We start from the raw sequence: 21086 nt of genomic DNA, 5'->3' as shown, positions 1-21086 counted from the left end.
CACGGAGTGCTATAAGCAAAAGTGCTGGATTTTATTTGCCAAAAAACGCTGGAAAATAATTTCCACTTTTTGCTGGAAAGTACTTGCCGTTTACAGGATGTAATCATTCAGGCACTTCGGGCATAGACAGCGAATATTTTCTTTCCCCTCCGGCTTGTAAACCCAAAGTCCAAAAGTCTTTTTCAAAGTTGCGTTTATCTGCCTGAAAAGTTTATCGTCATCTACCGTACCTATGTATTCACGCAAATCCTCTCTATTGACTGTCCGTATCTGCTCCAGAAGAACCATTGACGGTTTCTTCAGTCCAAACTCCTCGCCGAGAATAATGTGCGATGGCAAATATCTTTTCTTGATTACACTTGTAACCGCTGCAACGATAATCGTTGGAGCATTCTGGTTATAATCGTCCGCCTGAACGACAAGCACCGGACGCTCTCCGCTTTGTACTGAACCACTGTTATCTCCAAAGTCATAGTAGAATAAATCCCCACGACAAATCATTTTTTCTTTCATATACATAACCTCACAAGAATCTAATTTTTAAAGTGTCATTCGTATCCGGAATGAAATAACCCCTTCACTCATTTGGACAAAGGGTGCTGAAATGCACACCCAAAATCAGAGATTTTCATAAAATTTGATAAAGTTTTTCTTTGCCGCTGCAATAGACTTATCTACGGAGCTGTAATATACACCCTCCTGCTTTGCAATCGCTCTGGAACTCAGACCGCAGCACACATTCTTCATAAGGCGTTCCCTTTGAAGTGGCTGCAACATTGAAAGTGCTATTCTTGCTTTCCTAATTTCACACTGACGCAATTCTTCTCTTTCCAGTTCAAGTCTTTCTTCCTCTGCTCTTTCAAATGGGTCGTCAAACATAATGGCAAGTTCTTTATGGAACTGTGAGGACATTTCATCGTCATATCCATAGCAGTCAAGTGTGCGACTGCTTCTCTTTGCATACTTGTCCTCATTTCGGTTTGCATCGTCAATTACCTCTCCCTGTGCAATGGAAAGATGTACAAACGGAGAATATCTTTCTATAACAAGGGGATACTTCTCCCAAAGCTCTTTTACAGACAATTCCGTAATAATCGCCCATTTTTCATCTCCGGTATAACCGTTATATTCGTATTTAAGGTTTATCAGTTTACAATCCTTTGCAAATAATTCTTCTTGTTCTGTTAATGTAAGTTTGTTTGTCATTTCCGTAATCTCCTTTGAATTTTGAAAAATTGATAAGTTTCAAAATTCGGAGATTACGGGTACTCAGCTATCTGGCACTGCCATGCGTTATAAAACATAAAAGTCCTTTCCCAAGTAAGGGAAAAGACCTAATACTGCACGAAGCATAATCGAATAAAACAGCAACAAAAAAAGCACCGTCGAATCTGGACAGCAAAGAATACTTCTATTCTTCACTTATCCGGCTTCGTACGGTGCTTGGTAGTTTAGCAAATAAATTGCTTATCTCCGCTTACTCGATTAGAAATCGTTTCGATATTTACTTGTAATCTTCATCGCCTGCAATTCCTGCCATATCCGTTCCTACGGATTCTTCGGAAGTAAGCGAGATTTAAGATGTGGACATTCTTGCATTTCTGACACTTCACACTCAAATGTCCGGTTGCGTCTGAAAAAACTCTCTGTATCCTGAACCCGCAAGTCGGGCAGAGAATATCACGCTCTTTCAGGCTTTCTGCTTCTACTCTTGACAGAAGCAATCTCTTTTGTATTTCAGGTGCTACCTGAGTCTGTAACCTCATTGCAAAACACCTCCCAGATTTAATTCATTGGAAATGTACTCAAGGATATTGTGATACTCAAATAGTCCCATATCTCTCAATCTGATAACCAAGGCTGTATAAGATACTCCGATATAAACTGCCATTCTGCGGATAACTGCTTTATCCTTTGAAGTGATGGTATTATCGCCATAAACTTTTATCGGATTTGACTGATTATATTTCGCCAAGGCATTTTCAATAATTCTTCTCGGCATAAGAAGCGAAGCTCCCATTGTATCTGCCTGCCACTCAACAGACGCAAACATCTGAGCCAGTTCCTCTTTGGAATAACTACGCTCACTGTCATACTCTGCATGAAAGCGTCCTTCACTCGGCATTGCATACATCTTACTCAAAATATGATGTGACGCTTCGTGTGCCATTGTAAACCTGCGACGTCCCTGCTCCTTTTCGGCAAGAAGAAATTTATCAAGTACGATGGTATCTTTCGGGAAAACAAAGGGAATAATTTTTCCGTCCTGATGTACCAGCAGTGGTGTTGCTCCATCTGCCAGAAAGCCAATCCTGCCTGCATCATCTTCTGCGAAAGAAGCGTATTCAATTCGTAACATAAGAAATTCTGTAATGAAATGTTCTATGTCGATGGATTGAATCACTCGATTGCTAAACTTATTAGCATAAGCTGTTATCAAGCCTTCGCTGATTTCTTCCAACTCGGCTCTTGACATATAAATACTCAAGTTGTGTCCACCTCCGACTCCACCTTGTCCGGCGGTGCAACTCCTCCGGCAAAGTTCTGTTGTATTTCCGCACTATCCAAATTGATTAGATAGCGAATTCCTTCAAGTGTTCTCATTCGTCTGTCCTCTGTTATAGTTCTTTGATGATGTGACAAGCCACACCCTGAATGCAGCACTCATCTACAATGATGTCTTTCATCTTCTTATTTTCCGGATGGAGAATGATTTTCTTATTCTCATCATCACGGAAGTAGCGTTTCAATGTATTCTGATTATCCACAAGGGCAACTACTATATCGCCCTCATTGGCTTCTACCTGCTTTTTGACAACCACAAGGTCGCCGTCATCAATCCCTGCTTCAATCATAGACTGACCACTCGCTCTTAATATGAAGAAATCTCCTTTGCCGAAAATAGCAGTAGGAAGCGATACATATTCTTCAATATTTTCTTCCTCATACTGAGGACTGCCACAAGGAATAGAACCTACAATCGGTGTCTGTGTCTGTTCGCCACTGTACTTACGGGTCACATTGGTGCGAATCTCCTGCCCGTCGTACTCAATCATATTCTTCTCAGCCATCTCTACCAAGTATTTATATGCTGTGCCTCTGGCAATGCCAACCGCTTCAGCAATTTTTGTAGTCGATGGGGATTGTCTGTTTTGCAGGTAATAATCCTCGATATACTTTTTTATTTCACTCATAAGTTCAGGACTCTTGCTTCTCATACCTGCACCTCGCTTTCTTTTCTATCGGAAGCAGTTTGCTTTCGATAGTTTTATTATACCTGATACGAAAAATTTTTCAAGTAGGTTTTTCGCAAAAGAAAAGAGGTGTCGCAATTTGCTAACACCTCAAATTTTTTTTGCTTGCACTGAAATCATTAACTCCAATGGCTTACTATTTTTCTCTATCCTCATCTTTTCTTATACAATACAAGTTCCGGATTCTTACCGTCTTCTTCATAAGTGCAAATAAGAATAAAATCCATATCTGCAACAACGCCGAAACATCTATCGCCGCCGTATTCACATTCAAGCTGATTGCCCAGATATGTCTTTGCCTCATTCAAAAACTTAGCCGCTTGCCCATTCGGAAGCCGGTACTCAAGATTCACATACTTTCCCACAAGGGCATTCAGTTTTTCCACCTTTGGCATTCCGTCAACATTCAATTCGTTAATCTCATTGATTAGCTTTTTCTTGAATTCTTCAAACTGACCGTTATCACTAAGCTCATCATATTTCTTCCAGTAATCCAAAGTAGGAAGCAGCTCTTTCATATAAGAACGGGCTTGTTCCTCCGTGAAATTCTCACTTACCATATTCTTAACACAAACTTCAATCAAATCGTCCATATCATTATAAGTATATGTTCCATCGGCATAACACCACTTACAATAGTCCTCGTTGAAAGAACCGTCGTGATTGTGTCCGATAATATCATCATTTTCAAGCGGCATTCCGCAGCATTGACAAATAAGCTTTCTCGGTGAGCCTAAAAGTGTATTTATGGAAACATCGAATACTTCTGACAGCAATTTCAATGTTTCCGTATTCGGAACTGTTTCTCCGTTTTCCCAACGTGAAACTGCCTGACGACTTACAAAAACTTTTTCTGCAAGCTCATCCTGCGACATTCCCTTTTGAGTACGAAGTTCAAGTATAACCTGTTTTGTATCCATTATGCAGTACCTCCCTTACACCTTTATTATAGTCTCACGCATTATCTCAAACAAGCAACTCGCAGTTGCTGTCCTTATTACTCAGCTTTTTCCTTCACGGCTAACCAAATTTCACAATGATAGTTTGGGTCGGTTGTATCCGCAAACGGATAAACTTCAAACTCCACGCCCTCAGCATATTCATACTGCGAGCTTTGCGGGAAGATTCTGCCGTTTCTTGACATCGTATGCTTTGGAGTATTAAATTTCCTGTTCTTTGTTTCCTTTTTCCTGCATACCCTCATCGGCTTGTGCAATCATCTGTCTGTACTGTTCTTTTACACTTTCCGGTGCAAGTATCTGTACCTTGCCATTAAAGCCAAACACCCACCCGAAAAAGGTCGGACTGGCTGATACTTCGGTCTGTACCCTGAAAGAAGTCATATCATACGCAAGGGTTGTCACATCTTCTCCGAAACGGTCAACCATTGTTTTCATCAAGCTGTTATCACATCGTAAATCCACAAGGACTTTTTCGCCTGAAAACATAAAGAAAACTTCCTTTGTGTAATTCTCAATATCAAAATCATCAGGCATAGGAATAATATCTTTATCCAATATCTCCGGCTTGGAAGCAATACGGTCTACCCTGAAATTGATAACCTTGCTTTTCTTCTCATAATATCCGAGAACATAATAATAGTCCCCACACCAGAGAAGTTTATACGGACTCAGCTTATATACCTCGCCCTTATTCTTCAGAACCTTTTTCTTTAATCCGGTATAATCATAATACTGGAAAGAAATCTGTTTACCTGCGTTGATGGCGTCATTTATAGCGTCGATGATGTAATATATCTGCTCATTATCCGGCTTAATTCGATTGACCACATAGTTATTACGCTTCAACTTTGCCACCTGCCCCGGGCTGGTCATCGTATGTATCTTCTCAATCAGAGTTTCGCTTTTCTTCTTTGTAATGAACTTCGATGACTCCACTGCATCTATCAGCAGTTTCAATTCCGGCAATTCAAACTTGCGGCTGGCTACAAAGTATTTGCTCTGAGTAGAGTGGATAGTAACAATGTCCATTCCAAACTCCTGAAGTGCTGCAATGTCTTTTGTGACCGTCGTTCTATGTGCAGATATTCCGTATTCATCATTCAATATATTGATTAGCTGCGTCGTCGAAAGCGGATGTTCCTCGTCCGTTCGTTCCTCTAATATTTTCTTTAAGTATAATATTCTTGGCTTTGTTTCCATTGTTTGTCCTTTCCAAGTTATTACTCATATAGTCCTTTGAAAATTTCTCCTTGAATCTCGCTGATTTGTTCAATCGGGATAACTGTTTCATCCTGCATAATCAGTTTGCGTTCAAATTCATCAATCTTTTTTACTACGCCGGAATGCGTGAGATATGCTCCTCCGGATTTTTTATCATCAGGCACGAAATACGTTATTGATACTTCCTGCTCTGTGCCGATATTATCTCTAATCATATTTAATTGGTCATTCAGTCTCATAATGACCTCATCACTCAACTCTAAACGTTCATCCGTCAGTCTTGCGGTTTCTTTAATGGCTGCGTCGTGTCCTGTAAGTGCCGCAAAAGGAGCAAACTGTGCTGCTCTGTCGTGAAGTGACATACGAGGATGCTTCTTCGATGTCGGATTCGGCAGATTGATTATATCGTCATAGGAATGTTCATCCATCTGTTACAGCACCTCCTTTGCTCGACAAACTGGAATTTCTATTTGTGTTGCCATGTCATTACATAATCTTTTTCTCCGGTAGCCTCATCTAAGCCACTATGCTGAATCTCAAATCCTTCTCTCTTATAAAAAGATATTGCCCGTGCGTTCTTTTGGTATACGTTCAAGTACAACTTATTCCTTTTATCCTTTGCATAATTCAGCAGAATTTTACCTATACCCTGCGATTGCATTTCACCAGAAACAAAAATGCCCTCAACATATTCATCATTTAACCCTATAAAACCCTGTATTTCTGTATCATACTCATACACATAAACCTCTGCCAGTAACAACGCTTCTTTTACTGATTTGAAATTGCTTTTCCAGTATTCGGCGGGGATAAAATTATGTGCCTTTATATTTGTATCCAACCATATATCTGCAACTTTATTTATATCATCACTTTGAAATTCTCTAATCATAACGGTGACTCTCCATAAACTTGAATTTAAATTATAACGGTCTTTGCAAATACACCATATCTACCAACTGTATTCCACTCTCATAGATTGGGTGGTCATAATTATCTATAAAGAAATTTGATAGGATATGCGAACGGACAAAACCACACTTTTCATAAAATGGTATTGTCAGTGGGCTATCGCCTGTTCCCACTTGCAGAATGGCATATTGCTCTCTGTAAGGATAATCTTGCTTTCATCATCTTGCTTTACGACCTTCGTTTCGTTGTTCTTTCCTTCAACCTTTATGCGATATAAAATACATAACTGTAATAATCTACTACTAATCTAAAATAAAGCGATTATAAGCTATCCTTTTTCCTGTGTTTGTTTTAAAGTTTTCATCTATACACTTTTTTATCTTTTCCTGTTCTTTTTCCTTATCCATAACCGTTAAATTTTCAAGCAAATCAGCTTCCCATTGTATTTGAAAATCAAGTCCATCAATTTTAGATGGAGTATGATGGTTGCCTATTATAAAGCATATTCTATCAATATTTTTGTTATAGCCTACCTTTTTTAATATTTCTTTCGCTACTTCTGGTCCTTCCTTTTCTTGATAGACACCATCAATAGAACCGTATTTTTTTTGTGCTTCAACCGCACCAATATCATGTAGTATAGCAATAATACTGATGAATTCTTTTTCTTCCTCTCCGATATTTTCTCCTTTCATTATATCTTCTGCATTTTTCAAAACTTTGAGAGTATGCTCTATGCCAAAAGGAATTTCTTTGAATACTTCTTTCATCTCTATAATAATTTTTTCTTTAAACATAAATTACCTCCATTTATACCTTATAGGTGTTTTAGTTCTATCTATCCACTTTTTTGTTCGCCGATACAATCAGCATCATGGGACGGCGCATTTCATCCTGCATCCCCGGAATATCCATCATGTATTCCGGCGGCTGCGGCTCCACAATATGATTTATTATAAAACCATTTGAAAGCAGTGTATTTAGATATGTGGTCAGTGTTCTATGAAATTTTGTAACCTTTTCTCCCAAAAACACAGCTGTTCGTTTGCCCTCATAATAATAATTATCCACCGGAAAATGCAGTATTTCTCCTTTTTCGTTATAATACCAGTCTTGTGTTCCATAGGCAGTAAAAACAGGATGTTCAACCGTAAAAACTAGCTTACCACCAGACTTCAGTATTCTATATATCTTTTTTACTAAAATCTCATAATCTGCTACATAGTGAAACGCAAGTGAACTTAATATTACATCAAAACTCTCCTCTGGGAATTCCACATCTTCTATAGCACAGCATTTATATTCAACCTGTGGAAAATGTGTTTTTTCTTTGGCTACCTCGAGCATTTTATGAGAAATATCAACACCTACAACAGAAGACGCTCCGTGTTCCATCGCATAAATACAGTGCCATCCATAGCCGCATCCTAAATCAAGCACACGCTTATCTTTAAAATCCGGCAGTAGCTTTCTCAATGTTTCCCATTCTCCTGCACCGGCTAGTCCCTGCTGTGAGCGACTCATTTGACTGTATTTTTGAAAAAATATATCATCATCATATTTGTTTTCTTTTCCATATTCTACATAATTCAACCTCTTTCACCTCGCTGTAAACTTCCGATTTTTCGTTCTCTGCGACTTCCCAATAAACGGGAATTTGACTTGCCTATTTTCTTAAAATTTCATGTGGAGCTTCTATTTCATTTGCCAAGGTATGCTCTGTTAATTCTGACATCAATTTCAATTTTTTATTAATCAATGGTCGCATACAATTAGGAACATGTTCCTGATGCGCTCTGTGGATTGCTACACATTCCTTACAGTTTCCGTGATAACGACAGGATTTCAGGCAAGGACAGTGATCTTTGTCTTTATACTCCTTACGAAATTCCGCTGCAAATTCTTCTTGCAGTCTCAACCCCTCGACACGGTTTCCCTTATGAAATTCCACCATTGCATCCAGTTCTTTCTGGTTCCCTTCAATCTTCATGTTATTATAACGCCTCCATTTCAACTATTCCTCATTTTCTGATAAATTCCTGTTATACAAACTGGAATTGTCTAAAATAGTAAAGCCGTACCTCTTACTATTTTTTCTTTTACTGCTGAAACAGTATCTTTGATTGAATGCGTAGTTGTATCTATAACATTTAATTCATAGATTCCTAAATTGGAAAATTGCTTCCACATTGTTTCAACTAATTCAATATTTGTTTCTCTGTCTAACTTTGAGCGTTCGATAGCTCGCTTCATAGTTTCTTCTTTACTTGCCCTTAAAACGATATAGTGTACTTCATAATGCTCTTGAACAATGTTGAGCCACGGCTCTAAAAACCACGGTCCTACAATACCATCTACAATTACATCATATCCACCACGAGCATATCGCTTCGCAGCTTCTAAAAACGCTTCAATGACAATCAAATTTTGCTCATTTGATTCTGGCAAATGCGGTGGTATTGCCCCTTTACTCAAATAATAATAAAAGTCATCTGTGTGCATATGCACAGACTTTTCCAAATCTGATTCTTTTGCAACAGCAGATGCCGTTGTAGTTTTTCCTGTCCCCGGCGCACCTGTGATTACAATAATTCTACCTTGATTCATCTATATTTTACCTCCACAACTTCCGATTTGTTTAAGCCTTATGACCGCCGATTTGCTCGTTTCGGTCTTTGGCGGTTGCACCTTCTTCAAGGTTCATTCCCTTCAACACAGCATTCTTGCCAAACTTCTTTTTGATACTCAGCATTGCTTCTTGCATACGCCTTTCCCGTTCTAATTTTTCTTCTTCCTCCGCCTGCTTCTTCCTCTGTGCTTCGTAATCGGTAAAGAGGTCGAGTTGCTGGTATTCATCTTCCTGCTTGACGGATTTTTCATCAACAAGTTTATTCGCTGTGATTGTTATTCTGCGTACAAGCAAATGCTCGTCAACTATCCTGTCATACAAGTCCATCACGGCGTTGGTAATCAATCGAGTAGAGGAAGTCTTTTTCTCAAGATTCGCTGTTCCGTGTGCGTGCTTTGGAACTTTGCGTCCATATCGGTCAATCGTAACCTCGCCTTTGTATTGATATTTTAGGTTCGGATTACTTAAATTCTCAATATCATAGCCAATTGTCAACACAAGCTGGTCAGTTACAAGTCCTTTATCCACCAAATCAAGCACCATTTGGTCGGTCATTTCTTTTACAATCAACTTTGCCTTTTCGTAATCATATGGACAGTGCAACACCTGACCGGAAGATACACTGTTTGTTTCCGGCTTATATGCTTTGACCTGCTCCATTGTGCAAGGCTCATATCCCCAAGCGTGGTCTATGAGCAGTTCCGCATTGATACCGAACAGCTTGTACAGCAATTCCTCGTTATACAGTTCATTCGGCTTTCCGATAGAACATCTTGCAATATCGCCCATTGTATAAAGTCCGTGTTCCTCTAACTTCTTCGCATAACCATTTCCGACTCTCCAGAAATCGGTTATCGGGCGATGACTCCACAATTTCCGGCGATATGACATTTCATCAAGTTCAGCAATACGCACACCATTCTTGTCCGGCTCAATGTGCTTTGCCACAATATCCATCGCAATCTTACACAAGTACATATTCGTGCCGATTCCGGCTGTTGCTGTGATTCCAGTCGTTTTCAAAACATCCTGTATCATCGTCATGGTAAGTTTCCTTGCGGTCATCTGATAGGTATTCAGATACTTTGTTGCATCTATAAATACTTCATCAATCGAGTAAGGGAAAATATCTTCCGGAGCAATGTATTTCAAGTAAACACTGTAAATCTTGGTACTGTACTCCAGATAGTATGCCATACGAGGTGGTGCAACGATATAATCAATCTCTAATGCCGGATTCGCATTTAATTCTGTACTGTCATCAGACGAACCCTCAAATGTATGATTTGGTGCTTTCCACCTTCGTGTATTATTAACTTCTTTTACCTTTTGCACGACCTCAAACAAGCGTGGTCTGCCGGGTATCCCATAACTTTTCAATGACGGAGATACCGCAAGGCAGATTGTTTTCTCTGTCCTGCTCTTATCTGCAACCACAAGATTTGTTGTCAATGGGTCACGATTTCGTTCTTTACACTCCACAGAAGCATAGAATGATTTAAGGTCAATTGCGATATAGGTCTTTTGCTTTGTCATCATTCTATGCCCCCTTCTAAATATTTCTTCGAGTAAATTATGCTATCGTTGCAATATAAAGATTGTCCTTGTCTACTAATAACTGTACCGGATTATTATTTAGTCGATTTACAGTATCAATATTATCAATAAACGGACGGACAAAGTTACTCTGTCGTTCAATCAACTGCCGCATCTGTTTACGAATTTTTTCTGTTCCTATGTCGCCAAGCTTTTCCCCTGCTGCAATGAGCGTTTCATCAGCCTGCGTATCTCCAACAACTGGTATCCGCTCTACAAGCTTGCCGACTGCTTTCGTTGTCTTTGATAATCCTTTCAGCAAAGAGGATTGTATGGAAGTAGAAGAATATCCAGATATTTCTTCATAGCACTGCGTATAAAGTTCTCTGTATTTCATCGAATAATCATCCAATTTTTCTGAAATACCGGACAAATACTCTTTGTCATAATTTCCCACAAGCATTACATCTAGGAATGAGGAGAATGCAAGTGTATATAATGCAAGCTGGTAATCTTTAAATTGGTCTTGTACCGCTTGCAACTGCTTGTTTACCGTCTGGTCACTATGAATCAAAGATTTCTTATTTACTTTGGCAATTATCTGTTCACGGTAAAATACTATCTTTGCTTCTGCTTCTTTTTTTATGGCAAGCACCATTGTATGATTGCTATTCTTATACATTTCATTATTCCAGTTATACTTGTAATTATTGAACACGTCATACAGAAATGTAAGATTTCCTTTTAATTCAGCCTTTTCCTTCTGAACAAGAAAATCCATCATTTCCTGCTGCATTTCTTTTATAGAATCCAGTTTTTTATCAATATTCGCAAGTGCAGCCGCCATAAATAGCATTGTTGGGTCAAAAGCAAGCGGCATCATCTGAGCCTGTCCTCCGCCAACCAAACCTGCTGAGGTTTTCAGAGAACCGATAAAATTGCCCGTTTCCTTCATCTGAAACATTGTTTTTCCGGCTGTATTAACATAGTACAATCCACTTCCACCAGCTCCGGTTACTGCGGTTTGCACAGCAGTTGTCAATGGTTGAAACGCTGTTCCCATAGCTGTCAATCTTGTTACTGGTAATTTTGTGTAATTGGAAACACCAACTTTTGTTTCCTCTAACAGCGGACACAACGATGCATCGTTCATCATTGCCATTATCTCATTGTCTTTCCCATTATCCATTTTTACAATCTCGCCCATATTCATACCTCTTTTCGGTCTGTTATTTTAGTTTCATAACAGACCTTGTAAATTTTGCGAATATCCTGCCCATAATTAGGAACAGTCAAAATATCTTTGTACTATATCATCTAACTGCCTCTTTATTTCTGCAAATTCACAGTCCAAATCCAGTGTTTTTACTGATATTTGATTTCCACCCATTTTATAATCATTATTTGGCAACACAATCTCATCCGTTTTGGCATATAATAACATTCCAGCAACATTACCGGAGTTGCTTGTATCAAGATTTTTCACATAAGTAAATATCTGATACAAATTTCCAGAATGTAGCGTATTTGTATTGTACTGACTTTGCGTGGTATGAGCATAGTATTTTGCATCAATTACCAAAGTTTTATCTCCGCTTTTAAGCATAATATCGCTTTGCATAACAGGGAGCATTTCTCTGTAATCATCGTCAGTATCCCAAGGAATTTGAGACGCTGACGCCCGAATTTCAGGGTGTTCCTTACGGTAGTATTCAAGAATGAACTTCTCATAAAGCCTGCACATACGCTGCTCATCAAGGAAGTCCATTAACTTTGTGCTTCCGTCAGAAGTTGTTTGAAGCAAGCCTTTGAGTATCAGATAACAAATCGAAATCAACATCTGATAGGTTTGATTATTCTTATTAAATTGAAGCTTCCAATTTATGCTCTCACGATTCAAAGGTTCGACTTCTGCAAAATAAATGAGGAGTTTACGAAGTTGCTTTTTTCTATCCTTGCTGATATTGCTTCTTACGAGCGTGTCCATTGTTGTTCGGATAATTCTATTCATATATGAATTGACCGAAAACTCATCATAGTTGCAGACAAGGCGTTTTCTCAGCATAGTTTGCTCTTTTACCGAAGCAGAAATATCAATTTTACCCCTTAATGAAGATAATTCCTCCGTTTGAACAATATACTCTTTGCCCAATCCTCGTTTTAGCTGAGAAGAAACACCTTTTATCAATATGGCAGCACATAGTTCGGCTGCATTTTCAAATTCTTCGGTAGCAACCTGCTTATAGCCATCTTCGTTGAGAACCTGAAACGCATAGGAAAGCATATAGTATATGTTCTGTATGCGAATCATTTAATTGCACTCCTTAAAGTAGCAGACCAATCTCTAACTTTTGTCGGCTCGTCAAACCAATATTCTTTGATAAGCGGTATTACTTCATATTCCACAACGGATTTGAGCCATTCATCAGTAATTTCTCCATCGGTACAGAAATAGCTGTGACCGATTCTGAAACCATCTCCCAATGACTCATCAGCAGAAATAGTGTTATTCAATGACTCGACAGCAGTTATTAGGCTTTCTAATTTTGGAGAATTCTTTTCCGCCAAATAGTTCTTGAAGCCTTCCGAAGGAAACGCTGGTGCGAAATCAAAGAAAGCAAATCTTCTTCTCAACGCATAATCCATTAATGCAAGGCTTCTGTCAGCGGTGTTCATCATACCTATAATTCTGACATTCTGAGGTACAGTAAACCATTCATTAGAATAAAGCAGTTTGATTTTTTCGCCACGTTTATCTTTCTCGATTAACATCATAAGTTCACCGAGAATTTTGCTCAAATTACCACGGTTGATTTCATCAATAATAAAGAAATAGGGGCGTTCATTATCTTCTTCCGCTTCTTTGCAAAACTTATAGAATGTCCCGTTTTCAAGTTCAAAGCCGTCTTTTGACGGTCTGTATCCTTGAATGAAATCTTCGTAAGAGTAGCTTTGATGAAACTGTACCATTGCTACACGGCTGGTGTCTTTCTGTCCCATAATAGAGTAAGCAAGCCTCTTTGCTGCAAAAGTCTTACCTACGCCGGGTGCGCCTTGCAGAATAACATTGTATTTTGCTTCAAGCAATTCCGTAAGCGTGTTATATGTATCCTCATCCATATAGACTTCATTCAGGAAATCATCTTTTGAATACAACGGATACTTGATTTCCTTTTGTTCCGATACTTCCTCAGAAGTATCTTCCGCAAACAGAGCAAGCAGCTTTTGAACATAATCGGGATAAGCCGATATGTTGGTGAGCGTTTTCATAACTGCCTGACCGGGATGTTCCCATTCGCCCTTGTTTTGCCAGTCAACTTTTCTAATGTGCTTGTATGTGCTTCTTGAGGTATCATAGATATAATCGGAAGTTACAATGCCTTTTCCGATGATTTTATGCATTCCTTTTTTGACGAAAATCACATCGCCGACTTTAATTTCATTTGCAAACTGCCAAAGGCAATGAGCGTTGTTTTTGTAGGAGTAACTTGGGTCGTAAACCTTTTTCATATACTCTTTGATTTCCTCTTTTGAAGAAAATCCTTTAAGGTCTGTAACATCGTCCCAACCGATACCCATTATGCCGGATTTATAGAACTCGTCCCACATTGAAGCGTTGTCACCGGGAGAGTAAATCCAATAATTCGTTTCTTTTATATTTGAATCAACTGTGGTTGTTGTGGTTTCTTCTGTTTTGCCCGATTTGTTGCTTTTCCAAGCATAATAAGACAGTTCAGGGAAACTGTGATACTCATATTCTTTCTGATTAAGAGCGTTCTTTGCCTGCTCGCACATAAACAAATAGTTTCTTCCGTCGGGTAATCCTTTATTTATATCAGAGAATATGGTCGTGAAATAATGGGGCATATTGTCCACATCCGTAATAAAGGCTCCGTTGGTAGAGTCCAAATTGATGAATGTATATGGTCTTGCCCAATAAAGTCCCATCGTAATATTCCACTTAATCATTTTCTGCTTTGTAACTGTGTCATAGGCAGCAATGAAAGCATTTTTATTATCTGTGGAGGCTTCATCGGAATATGCTATTGCTTTTTCAAGCAAATCCCAAAGGTTATCTATGTCGTGTTCTCCACGATTTTCTTTATACGCAAAGAACCACGCACTTAAATTCATTACTACCGGAATACCGTCAAACTCTGTCGGCACAGCAGCCTTAATCGAAAATTGCTTTGCGAATTGTTCCAACAAAGCAATACGATTTGCATTTGTTATGCCCTTATTAAACGAGCCGAAAACGGTAAACGGGCAGATGTCCTCATATACTTCTTTTCCTCTTTCCTTAAACGGAAAATTCATTCCGGCATCGGCAAAGATAGTTTTGAGTTTAGCAATCAAGTCACTTCTATTGTTTTTGTAAGAAAGTAGGGCAGAAGCCAACTCCATATAAAATTCTGTCCATTGAAATCTCTTGTCCATATTCATTCTCCATCAACCTACGCTTCCATCATATTATCTGTCCAAAGTTCGCACTGAGTCATAACGGTTTGAACTGCATCGTCCATACCCTCCGGCGGATACTTATGCTTTTTCAAAAGTTTCTTAATGAGCATACGCATTTTTGCTCTTGCAGACTCACGCTTTTGCCAGTCAATCGTCTTGTTTCTGCGGAGTGTATCGGCAAGCTCTTTTGTAATGGCAATGAGTTCGTCGTTTTCGTAGAAGTCCTTGATTGCCTGCGGCTTTGTGAGGGCATCGTAGAATGCAAGCTCATCGGCTGTAAGTCCGAGTTGGTCTCCCTCTTTTTGTGCTGCCGCAATCTGCTTTGCCAGTTTCAGCATTTCTTCAATGACTTCTTCATTGGTCAGCATACCGTTCAAATACGCATTGAGCGCACGCTGCATAATCTCACTGAACTTTTCAGACTTAACCACATTCGTCCTGCGGTAAACAGAAACTTGCTCTGCAATCAACTTTTTCAAAAGTTCAACAGCAAGGTTTTTCTCTTTCATATTTGCAACTTCTTGCAGGAACTTTGGATCAAAGAGGGAAAATTCTTCTTTAACATCTGAGAATAGGTTTATTACTCCGTCGCTTTTGATACTCTGTTTTAATAATTCGTTAATTCTTGCATTCATTTCAGGTAGGGATATTTTCTTGCCAACTCCTGTGTTTGCAAGTCTCAAAACAAGTACACGAACTGCCTCAAAGAACGCTGCTTCTATACGGTCGCTTTCATCAACCATAGATGAACAGAGGGACAATGCTTGATGAAGCATAAGTGCTTCTTTTACAAACGAGTCCTTATCATCTATTTTTTCTCTGCCCATAATGAAGTTGACAGCACCGCTGATAGTCTTAGACCTTTCAAGGTCTGTGCCGGTTTGGAACTTGGAATAATCAAATCCGTGGAACTTATCACGGCAGACGGACAGCTTTTCTTGGAATTTCGGGAAAGCAACCTTTGCAACATCGGTGTCGCCATAATTCTTTTTATCACGGGCGGTATAGTCGTTCATTGCTTTTTTGAGTGCTGTTGCAATGCCGACATAGTCAACAACAAGACCGCCCTCTTTGTCACGGAATACACGGTTTACACGGGCAATAGCCTGCATTAGATTATGTCCCGACATAGGCTTATAAACATACATAGTGGCAAGGGACGGCACATCAAAGCCTGTGAGCCACATATCTACAACGATTGCGATTTTAAGCAGACTGTTGTTGTTCTTGAATTTCTTTGCAATCTCGTCCTTGTGGTGCTTATTACCGATTATCTCACGCCATTCTTCCGGGTCGTTGTTGCCGGAAGTCATTACAACCGCCACTTTTTCTGTCCAAGCAGGGCGCAGCTCTAAAATACGCTTATAAATTTTCATAGCGATAGGACGAGAGTAAGCAACAATCATTGCTTTACCTGTCAGCAGGTTTTCTCTGTTGTTCTCGTAGTGGTCGAGTATATCGCTTACAAGCGAATTGATGGTGTTATCGTTGCCAAGTATTGCTTCCATCTGACCGAGTTCACGCTTGCTCTTTTCGATAACTTCTTCGTCTGCGTTGGCGGACATAATATCATACTCGGTATCAATCATCCGTAGCGTTGCTTCATCGAGATTGAGCTTAATTACACGGCTTTCGTAATAGACAGGGCGTGTCGCTCCGTCCTCGACCGCCTGCGTCATATCGTAAATATCGATATAGTCACCAAATACCTCACGGGTGCTGCGGTCTTTTGAAGAAATAGGTGTGCCTGTAAAGCCGATATATGTAGCGTTAGGCAAGGTGTTGCGGATAACACGAGCCGTACCGATTTTAACCTTACCGGTTTTAGCGTCCACGGTTTCGGTCAGTCCATATTGTCCACGGTGTGCTTCGTCTGCCATAACCACAATGTTGCGGCGTTCGGATAACGCTTCGTAAGACTCCTCGAACTTTTGCATAGTGGTAAAAATAATGCCGTTTGCCTGTCTGCCATCCAACCAGTCCTTTAATCCGACATCATTTTTACCCGAAGTTTCTGTCAGCTTTCTGCAAGTAGCGTGTACCGGCTCTTGCCTTAAAAAGTCTTTGCACTTTGCAAACTGACCATAAAGCTGGTCGTCAAGGTCGTTTCTGTCTGTAATAACAACAATCGTCGGGCTGTCTAACGCTTCTTGCAACAAATGAGCATAAAACACCATAGACAGCGACTTTCCGCTGCCTTGGGTATGCCAAAATACGCCGCCCTTACCGTCGGTAACGGTAGCGTGTTTTGTGGATTCAATCGCTTTTCTGACCGCAAAGTATTGATGATACCCTGCAAGTATCTTAAACGAATTGATACCCTCGTTAGAAAAGCAAATAAAGTTTTTGATTATATCAAGCAGTCTTTCTTTTTGGAACATACCCTCAAAGAAAGTATCAAACTGTGCATATTGCGTGTTTTCGTAGTCGCCGTCTTTTGTTTTCCACTCCATAAAGCGGTCTTCACCGGAGGTGATCGTACCCGCTTTGGAGGTCAACTGGTCGCTCATTACACAAATTGCGTTGTAAATGAACATTGACGGAATCTCAATCATATAGTTACGGAGCTGCCTGTACGCTTCGGAAGCGTCCGTTTCTTCACGAGACGGAGATTTCAGCTCAACCAACACAACCGGCAAGCCGTTCAAAAAGAGAATTACATCGGGGCGTTTATTGCTGTTCTCAATAAAAGTCCATTGGTTAGCAACGATAAAGGAGTTATTGTCGGGATTTTTATAGTCAACAAGATAGACGATAGAGGAACGCTCCTCACCGTCAACAAAATATCTAACCGGGATACCGTTTTGCAGATAGTCCATAAACACGGCGTTTTTCTGTACAAGTTCTCCGTTTTCAAAGTTCTTCAGCTTGAATAGTGCGTCGGAAATGGCGTCATCGGGTAACTCTCTGTTCAAACGGTACAGAGAGTCAAGCAGAACTTCCTCATATAACGGACTGTAAAAGTCTCTTTCAATATCGGGACCGTATGCGTACTCGTATCCCAAATCATTTCTGAACAGCTCGATTACTGAATTTTCATAATCGGCTTCGGTATATAATCCCGGCATTTTCATTTCTCCTTTTTTACAGCTCGGAGCTGCATATTCTTTCTTCGTTATACTTGATTAAATTATCGTAGTTTCCGGTTTTACAGTCAAACATCACAACCTTAGGAAGTTCAAAAATCCCTTGTGAAGTTCTGAGCAGTTTATATGGTGCATACCAAATCAAATAATCAATACCGCTATGTAAAAAGACATTTACGAAGTTTTCATCCCAAAAGAACAAGTGTGGTTTTCCTGCTATCATTTCGCCTTCGTGTACTTCATCCATATTCGGCTTATTGCTTTCACATTGAAGATACGCAGAGGACTCATCCATAACGAACAAAACGGTTTTGTAACCGTCGTGGTTGCTTTGGTAAAGCGGAAGCTTTTTTATATGTTCGGAAACTATTCGTTCAAAGTTTGACTTGTAGAACAAATAGTTATGGTCTTGCTCTGACGGCAAAAGTGTTTTGGCATTAACTATAAGTTCTGCATTAGGGTAGATTTCTTGTATGCTGCTTTCTTTAAGTTCTTTATAAAGCTTGCTTTCTCCGGCGTTTGTCGGATTTTGAATTTTTCCCTTTTCATCTACAAAAGCGTGGTCGTCAACTCGCATAACATCCATCATCAGCTCGTCTTTTGGCGAATAGTAATCAGGCGGCGGGTCAGACTTGCCGGAACTATTTATCCAGTTTTTCCATAAGGTTTCTGTATGAATTGAGAAATAAACAGCTTCAATCGTCTCAGACTGAGTTGCAAACATAACCTCATTGTCGTTGACTTCCTGAAATTGAGATATTATCTTATCTTCATTATCAAACCTATTCACTTCTAACCCTCCTATCCTTATAAACAATAATTTAGCGGCTTAGATGTCTATATCAGAGACATCAAGTTCACTGGACATTAAACGAGGAAGCAAGGTATCACGAATATCCTGCAAACGGCAATTTTCATCGTAATTATTGCGAATGGTTAAATCCATCGGTGCTACAATCCTTTCAAATTCGTCCAAAATATCATCAGACGGTATAAGAATTGGCATATCATTCAACGAATTACGATTGATAGAACCAAAAACCGTTCCCTCGCCATTGAAAACATCTAACTGTTTTTTAAGCGAAAACATCGTGTAAAGAACAAAGGATTGATGGTGGGATTTAGAATGAATGGCAGCAAGTCCACGACCAATGCAGCAATCCATATGAGCGACATTTAAGTCGCCTACCGGTGCTCGAACGCTCATCAAAGTATCATTTGACCGTGCCATTCGTTTAGGTTCAGTGGTGTATAGACGAACTGACGGAAATCTAAATCCAAATTCCGCACGACCTTGAAAGAAAATTGTGCCAGTTCCGTCCTCGTTATAGCTACTGCCACTTGGCGACTGACCCATTGTAATATCAGCAATATCACTTAAAGTGCCTTCTGCCCAATCAGAACGAGCATTATCTATGAACATTTGCTGATAGATTGCCTGAGCTTGCTGCTCTAAATTATTGTTTATGATTTCATTTTGTTCTATTTTTCCGTTAATCGACTCAACAATGCTTGCAATTTTCTTTTGCGTTTCTAAAGTGGGTAGTTGGACACTAATTTGTCGGAAATTTTTCAACGGTTGCGATAACGCAGGTACACCAACCTGATTTGCAAAAGACAATATCTTATGTTTCCCCTCGTATGTATGAAAATAAAACACCAAATAAGGTACATATACTTTTGTTGTATCAAAAGTCACACGAAACTGTCTTTGCGAGCATAAATATTCTTCATAGTTGGAGTCATCAGGAATATATGCTATTTGTCCGAGTGTACCACTTATTGTAACAACAATGTCCCCACGCTTTGCGATAGAACGATGCAAAGAACGTGCCTTTTCTTCCGTAACAAATTTTGTTATATTGTCAGTAACCTTAAAACTCTTCAAGTTAGCACCATCAATAATGGGAAAACCATCATTTACAAAACAAGAAACTTTCAAATTTGAACCAAATGGTCCCGCTGCTATGTCCGTAATAACATCTGAAAGTTGAATTAGTTTTCTTTCCATAGTTTGTATCCTCTCTATCCAATGTATTTTCGATGTGCAATCTTAACATTGCTCTGCTTTACCATTGCATACTGCAAGGTTGTATCTATCTTTCTATGCCCCAAGAGTTGTTGAAGCTGTTCAATGGGCATTCCTTTATCTATTGCCATAGTTGCAAGTGTACGCCTGAACTTATGCGGGTGTACCTTGTTAATTCCTAATTGCTTTCCAAATTCTCTAAGGCGAACCTCAACACCGCCGATTTTCAGTCTTTCGTGTGGCGATTTCAGCGATACAAACAGCGCCGGATTGTCGTCCGTCCTGCTCTCCAAATAGTTCTGCAAATGTATCTTTGTGCGAGCGTCAAAATAGACTACTCGCTCCTTACTGCCTTTACCGAACACGATACATTCTCTCTCGTTGAAATCAATATCATTTCGATTAAGCAGTACCATTTCGCCGACACGCATACCCGTTGAAGCAAGCATATCAATAATCGCTAAGTCTCGAAGCTCTGAGCAGTTATCCCTCATAAGCTCTAACGCTTCATCGGAGTATGTCTCCTTGATATTCGTGCCGGTTTTTACTCTGTGTATGCGTCTTATTGGGCTTTTCAGTATGTAATCCTCGTCCTCTAACCAAGAGAAGAAGCTGGATAGAATACGGCGGATATTGTCTATCGTTACCTTGCTTGATTTCTTCTTTTCCTGATATTCCGTCAGGTATCCTCTGATGTCGTCTGTAACTATGTGTTTGACATCTTTTTTGAGTTCACAGAGCATAGCTTCGATAGTTGCCTTGTAGTATTTAAGAGATTTCTCGGAGCAGCCCTCAATTCGCTTTGCCGATAGGAACAGTTCTACATAGTTCTGCTCCGAGTATTCCTCTTTGTTTTGATTTTCCGTTACCTCATACTTTGCAAGGGTATATTTCAACACCTCTTGCAATTTTTCGTTTTGTGCGTTGTTCAAGTAGGGTAACATTCCCTGAATAACATCTTTGATTAACTCTTGTTTCATAGTCAATTCTCCTTTT

General features: G+C 39.6%; 20 protein-coding genes and 1 pseudogene. All 21 read right to left on the bottom strand.

All coding sequences use genetic code 11. From position 1 onward, the window contains the following. Positions 1–90: 90 nt before the first annotated feature. The gene (locus tag EDD59_RS08910) at positions 91–513 is read right to left on the bottom strand and encodes a type II toxin-antitoxin system PemK/MazF family toxin (RefSeq protein ID WP_243117374.1); all 423 of its coding nucleotides are present in this window, start codon (positions 511–513) and stop codon (positions 91–93) included. 105 nt (positions 514–618) lie between these two features. Then, positions 619–1206 carry a hypothetical protein gene (locus EDD59_RS08905; RefSeq protein WP_002594702.1) on the bottom strand — a complete coding sequence of 196 codons (588 nt, stop codon included), beginning with the start codon at positions 1204–1206 and terminating at the stop codon, positions 619–621. A gap of 556 nt (positions 1207–1762) precedes the next feature. Further along, entirely contained in the window at positions 1763–2488 is a 726-nt protein-coding gene (locus EDD59_RS08895; RefSeq protein WP_132381064.1) for an ImmA/IrrE family metallo-endopeptidase, read from the bottom strand. 130 nt (positions 2489–2618) lie between these two features. Next, the gene (lexA, locus tag EDD59_RS08890) at positions 2619–3194 is read right to left on the bottom strand and encodes a transcriptional repressor LexA (protein ID WP_015530046.1); all 576 of its coding nucleotides are present in this window, start codon (positions 3192–3194) and stop codon (positions 2619–2621) included. A gap of 212 nt (positions 3195–3406) precedes the next feature. Further along, on the bottom strand, positions 3407–4174 hold the full coding sequence (locus tag EDD59_RS08885) for a zinc ribbon domain-containing protein (RefSeq protein WP_132381062.1): 768 nt from the start codon (positions 4172–4174) through the stop codon (positions 3407–3409). Positions 4175–4414: 240 nt separating this feature from the next. Further along, the gene (locus EDD59_RS08875; RefSeq protein WP_132381060.1) at positions 4415–5416 is read right to left on the bottom strand and encodes a helix-turn-helix transcriptional regulator; all 1002 of its coding nucleotides are present in this window, start codon (positions 5414–5416) and stop codon (positions 4415–4417) included. A gap of 20 nt (positions 5417–5436) precedes the next feature. Beyond that, positions 5437–5865 carry a YolD-like family protein gene (locus EDD59_RS08870; RefSeq protein WP_132381058.1) on the bottom strand — a complete coding sequence of 143 codons (429 nt, stop codon included), beginning with the start codon at positions 5863–5865 and terminating at the stop codon, positions 5437–5439. A gap of 38 nt (positions 5866–5903) precedes the next feature. Continuing rightward, positions 5904–6329, bottom strand: a complete 426-nt coding sequence (locus tag EDD59_RS08865) for an N-acetyltransferase (protein ID WP_132381056.1) — start codon at positions 6327–6329, stop codon at positions 5904–5906. A gap of 31 nt (positions 6330–6360) precedes the next feature. Then, a pseudogene (locus EDD59_RS18580) lies at positions 6361–6549 on the bottom strand (GNAT family N-acetyltransferase); the annotation flags it as partial. 102 nt (positions 6550–6651) lie between these two features. After that, positions 6652–7146 carry an HD domain-containing protein gene (locus tag EDD59_RS08855; protein WP_008981870.1) on the bottom strand — a complete coding sequence of 165 codons (495 nt, stop codon included), beginning with the start codon at positions 7144–7146 and terminating at the stop codon, positions 6652–6654. A 37-nt stretch (positions 7147–7183) separates the two neighbouring features. Continuing rightward, positions 7184–7873 (bottom strand): class I SAM-dependent methyltransferase, encoded by a 690-nt coding sequence (locus tag EDD59_RS08850; RefSeq protein WP_044912397.1) that lies wholly within the window; start codon positions 7871–7873, stop codon positions 7184–7186. A 142-nt stretch (positions 7874–8015) separates the two neighbouring features. Next, complete coding sequence (locus EDD59_RS08845) at positions 8016–8339, bottom strand: LPS biosynthesis protein (RefSeq protein ID WP_132381054.1); 324 nt, start codon at positions 8337–8339, stop codon at positions 8016–8018. 71 nt (positions 8340–8410) lie between these two features. Then, positions 8411–8956, bottom strand: coding sequence for a P-loop nucleotide/nucleoside kinase family protein (locus EDD59_RS08840; protein WP_132381052.1), 546 nt, complete (start codon positions 8954–8956; stop codon positions 8411–8413). A 31-nt stretch (positions 8957–8987) separates the two neighbouring features. After that, complete coding sequence (locus tag EDD59_RS08835; RefSeq protein ID WP_132381080.1) at positions 8988–10514, bottom strand: Y-family DNA polymerase; 1527 nt, start codon at positions 10512–10514, stop codon at positions 8988–8990. A gap of 37 nt (positions 10515–10551) precedes the next feature. Beyond that, positions 10552–11721 (bottom strand): hypothetical protein, encoded by a 1170-nt coding sequence (locus EDD59_RS08830; RefSeq protein ID WP_132381050.1) that lies wholly within the window; start codon positions 11719–11721, stop codon positions 10552–10554. Positions 11722–11796: 75 nt separating this feature from the next. Further along, positions 11797–12825 (bottom strand): 5-methylcytosine-specific restriction endonuclease system specificity protein McrC, encoded by a 1029-nt coding sequence (mcrC, locus tag EDD59_RS08825; RefSeq protein WP_132381048.1) that lies wholly within the window; start codon positions 12823–12825, stop codon positions 11797–11799. Next, on the bottom strand, positions 12822–14951 hold the full coding sequence (locus EDD59_RS08820; RefSeq protein WP_207670388.1) for a DUF8426 domain-containing protein: 2130 nt from the start codon (positions 14949–14951) through the stop codon (positions 12822–12824). The genes mcrC and EDD59_RS08820 overlap by 4 nt, the downstream gene beginning before the upstream one ends. Positions 14952–14968: 17 nt before the next feature. Next, on the bottom strand, positions 14969–18043 hold the full coding sequence (locus tag EDD59_RS08815; RefSeq protein ID WP_132381046.1) for a type I restriction endonuclease subunit R: 3075 nt from the start codon (positions 18041–18043) through the stop codon (positions 14969–14971). Positions 18044–18059: 16 nt separating this feature from the next. After that, positions 18060–18851 (bottom strand): hypothetical protein, encoded by a 792-nt coding sequence (locus EDD59_RS08810; RefSeq protein WP_132381044.1) that lies wholly within the window; start codon positions 18849–18851, stop codon positions 18060–18062. Between the two features lie 39 nt (positions 18852–18890). After that, positions 18891–20072, bottom strand: coding sequence for a restriction endonuclease subunit S (locus EDD59_RS08805; protein ID WP_132381042.1), 1182 nt, complete (start codon positions 20070–20072; stop codon positions 18891–18893). Positions 20073–20086: 14 nt separating this feature from the next. Beyond that, positions 20087–21070: a site-specific tyrosine recombinase/integron integrase gene (xerA, locus tag EDD59_RS08800; RefSeq protein WP_132381040.1), complete on the bottom strand. Its 984-nt coding sequence runs from the start codon at positions 21068–21070 to the stop codon at positions 20087–20089. Between the last annotated feature and the right edge of the window lie 16 nt (positions 21071–21086).

Source organism: Muricomes intestini (genome assembly GCF_004346165.1).
GTDB lineage: Bacteria > Bacillota > Clostridia > Lachnospirales > Lachnospiraceae > Muricomes > Muricomes intestini.
This window is presented reverse-complemented; position numbering and strand designations above follow the sequence as displayed.

Bases quoted from the DNA above. Each gene is read 5' to 3' on its own strand.
- EDD59_RS08910 (WP_243117374.1), bottom strand. From the start codon at position 513: ATGAAAGAAAAAATGATTTGTCGTGGGGATTTATTCTACTATGACTTT.
- EDD59_RS08905 (WP_002594702.1), bottom strand. From the start codon at position 1,206: ATGACAAACAAACTTACATTAACAGAACAAGAAGAATTATTTGCAAAG.
- lexA (WP_015530046.1), bottom strand. From the start codon at position 3,194: ATGAGTGAAATAAAAAAGTATATCGAGGATTATTACCTGCAAAACAGA.
- EDD59_RS08885 (WP_132381062.1), bottom strand. From the start codon at position 4,174: ATGGATACAAAACAGGTTATACTTGAACTTCGTACTCAAAAGGGAATG.
- EDD59_RS08875 (WP_132381060.1), bottom strand. From the start codon at position 5,416: ATGGAAACAAAGCCAAGAATATTATACTTAAAGAAAATATTAGAGGAA.
- EDD59_RS08870 (WP_132381058.1), bottom strand. From the start codon at position 5,865: ATGGATGAACATTCCTATGACGATATAATCAATCTGCCGAATCCGACA.
- EDD59_RS08865 (WP_132381056.1), bottom strand. From the start codon at position 6,329: ATGATTAGAGAATTTCAAAGTGATGATATAAATAAAGTTGCAGATATA.
- EDD59_RS08855 (WP_008981870.1), bottom strand. From the start codon at position 7,146: ATGTTTAAAGAAAAAATTATTATAGAGATGAAAGAAGTATTCAAAGAA.
- EDD59_RS08850 (WP_044912397.1), bottom strand. From the start codon at position 7,873: ATGAGTCGCTCACAGCAGGGACTAGCCGGTGCAGGAGAATGGGAAACA.
- EDD59_RS08845 (WP_132381054.1), bottom strand. From the start codon at position 8,339: ATGAAGATTGAAGGGAACCAGAAAGAACTGGATGCAATGGTGGAATTT.
- EDD59_RS08840 (WP_132381052.1), bottom strand. From the start codon at position 8,956: ATGAATCAAGGTAGAATTATTGTAATCACAGGTGCGCCGGGGACAGGA.
- EDD59_RS08835 (WP_132381080.1), bottom strand. From the start codon at position 10,514: ATGACAAAGCAAAAGACCTATATCGCAATTGACCTTAAATCATTCTAT.
- EDD59_RS08830 (WP_132381050.1), bottom strand. From the start codon at position 11,721: ATGGGCGAGATTGTAAAAATGGATAATGGGAAAGACAATGAGATAATG.
- mcrC (WP_132381048.1), bottom strand. From the start codon at position 12,825: ATGATTCGCATACAGAACATATACTATATGCTTTCCTATGCGTTTCAG.
- EDD59_RS08820 (WP_207670388.1), bottom strand. From the start codon at position 14,951: ATGGACAAGAGATTTCAATGGACAGAATTTTATATGGAGTTGGCTTCT.
- EDD59_RS08815 (WP_132381046.1), bottom strand. From the start codon at position 18,043: ATGCCGGGATTATATACCGAAGCCGATTATGAAAATTCAGTAATCGAG.
- EDD59_RS08805 (WP_132381042.1), bottom strand. From the start codon at position 20,072: ATGGAAAGAAAACTAATTCAACTTTCAGATGTTATTACGGACATAGCA.
- xerA (WP_132381040.1), bottom strand. From the start codon at position 21,070: ATGAAACAAGAGTTAATCAAAGATGTTATTCAGGGAATGTTACCCTAC.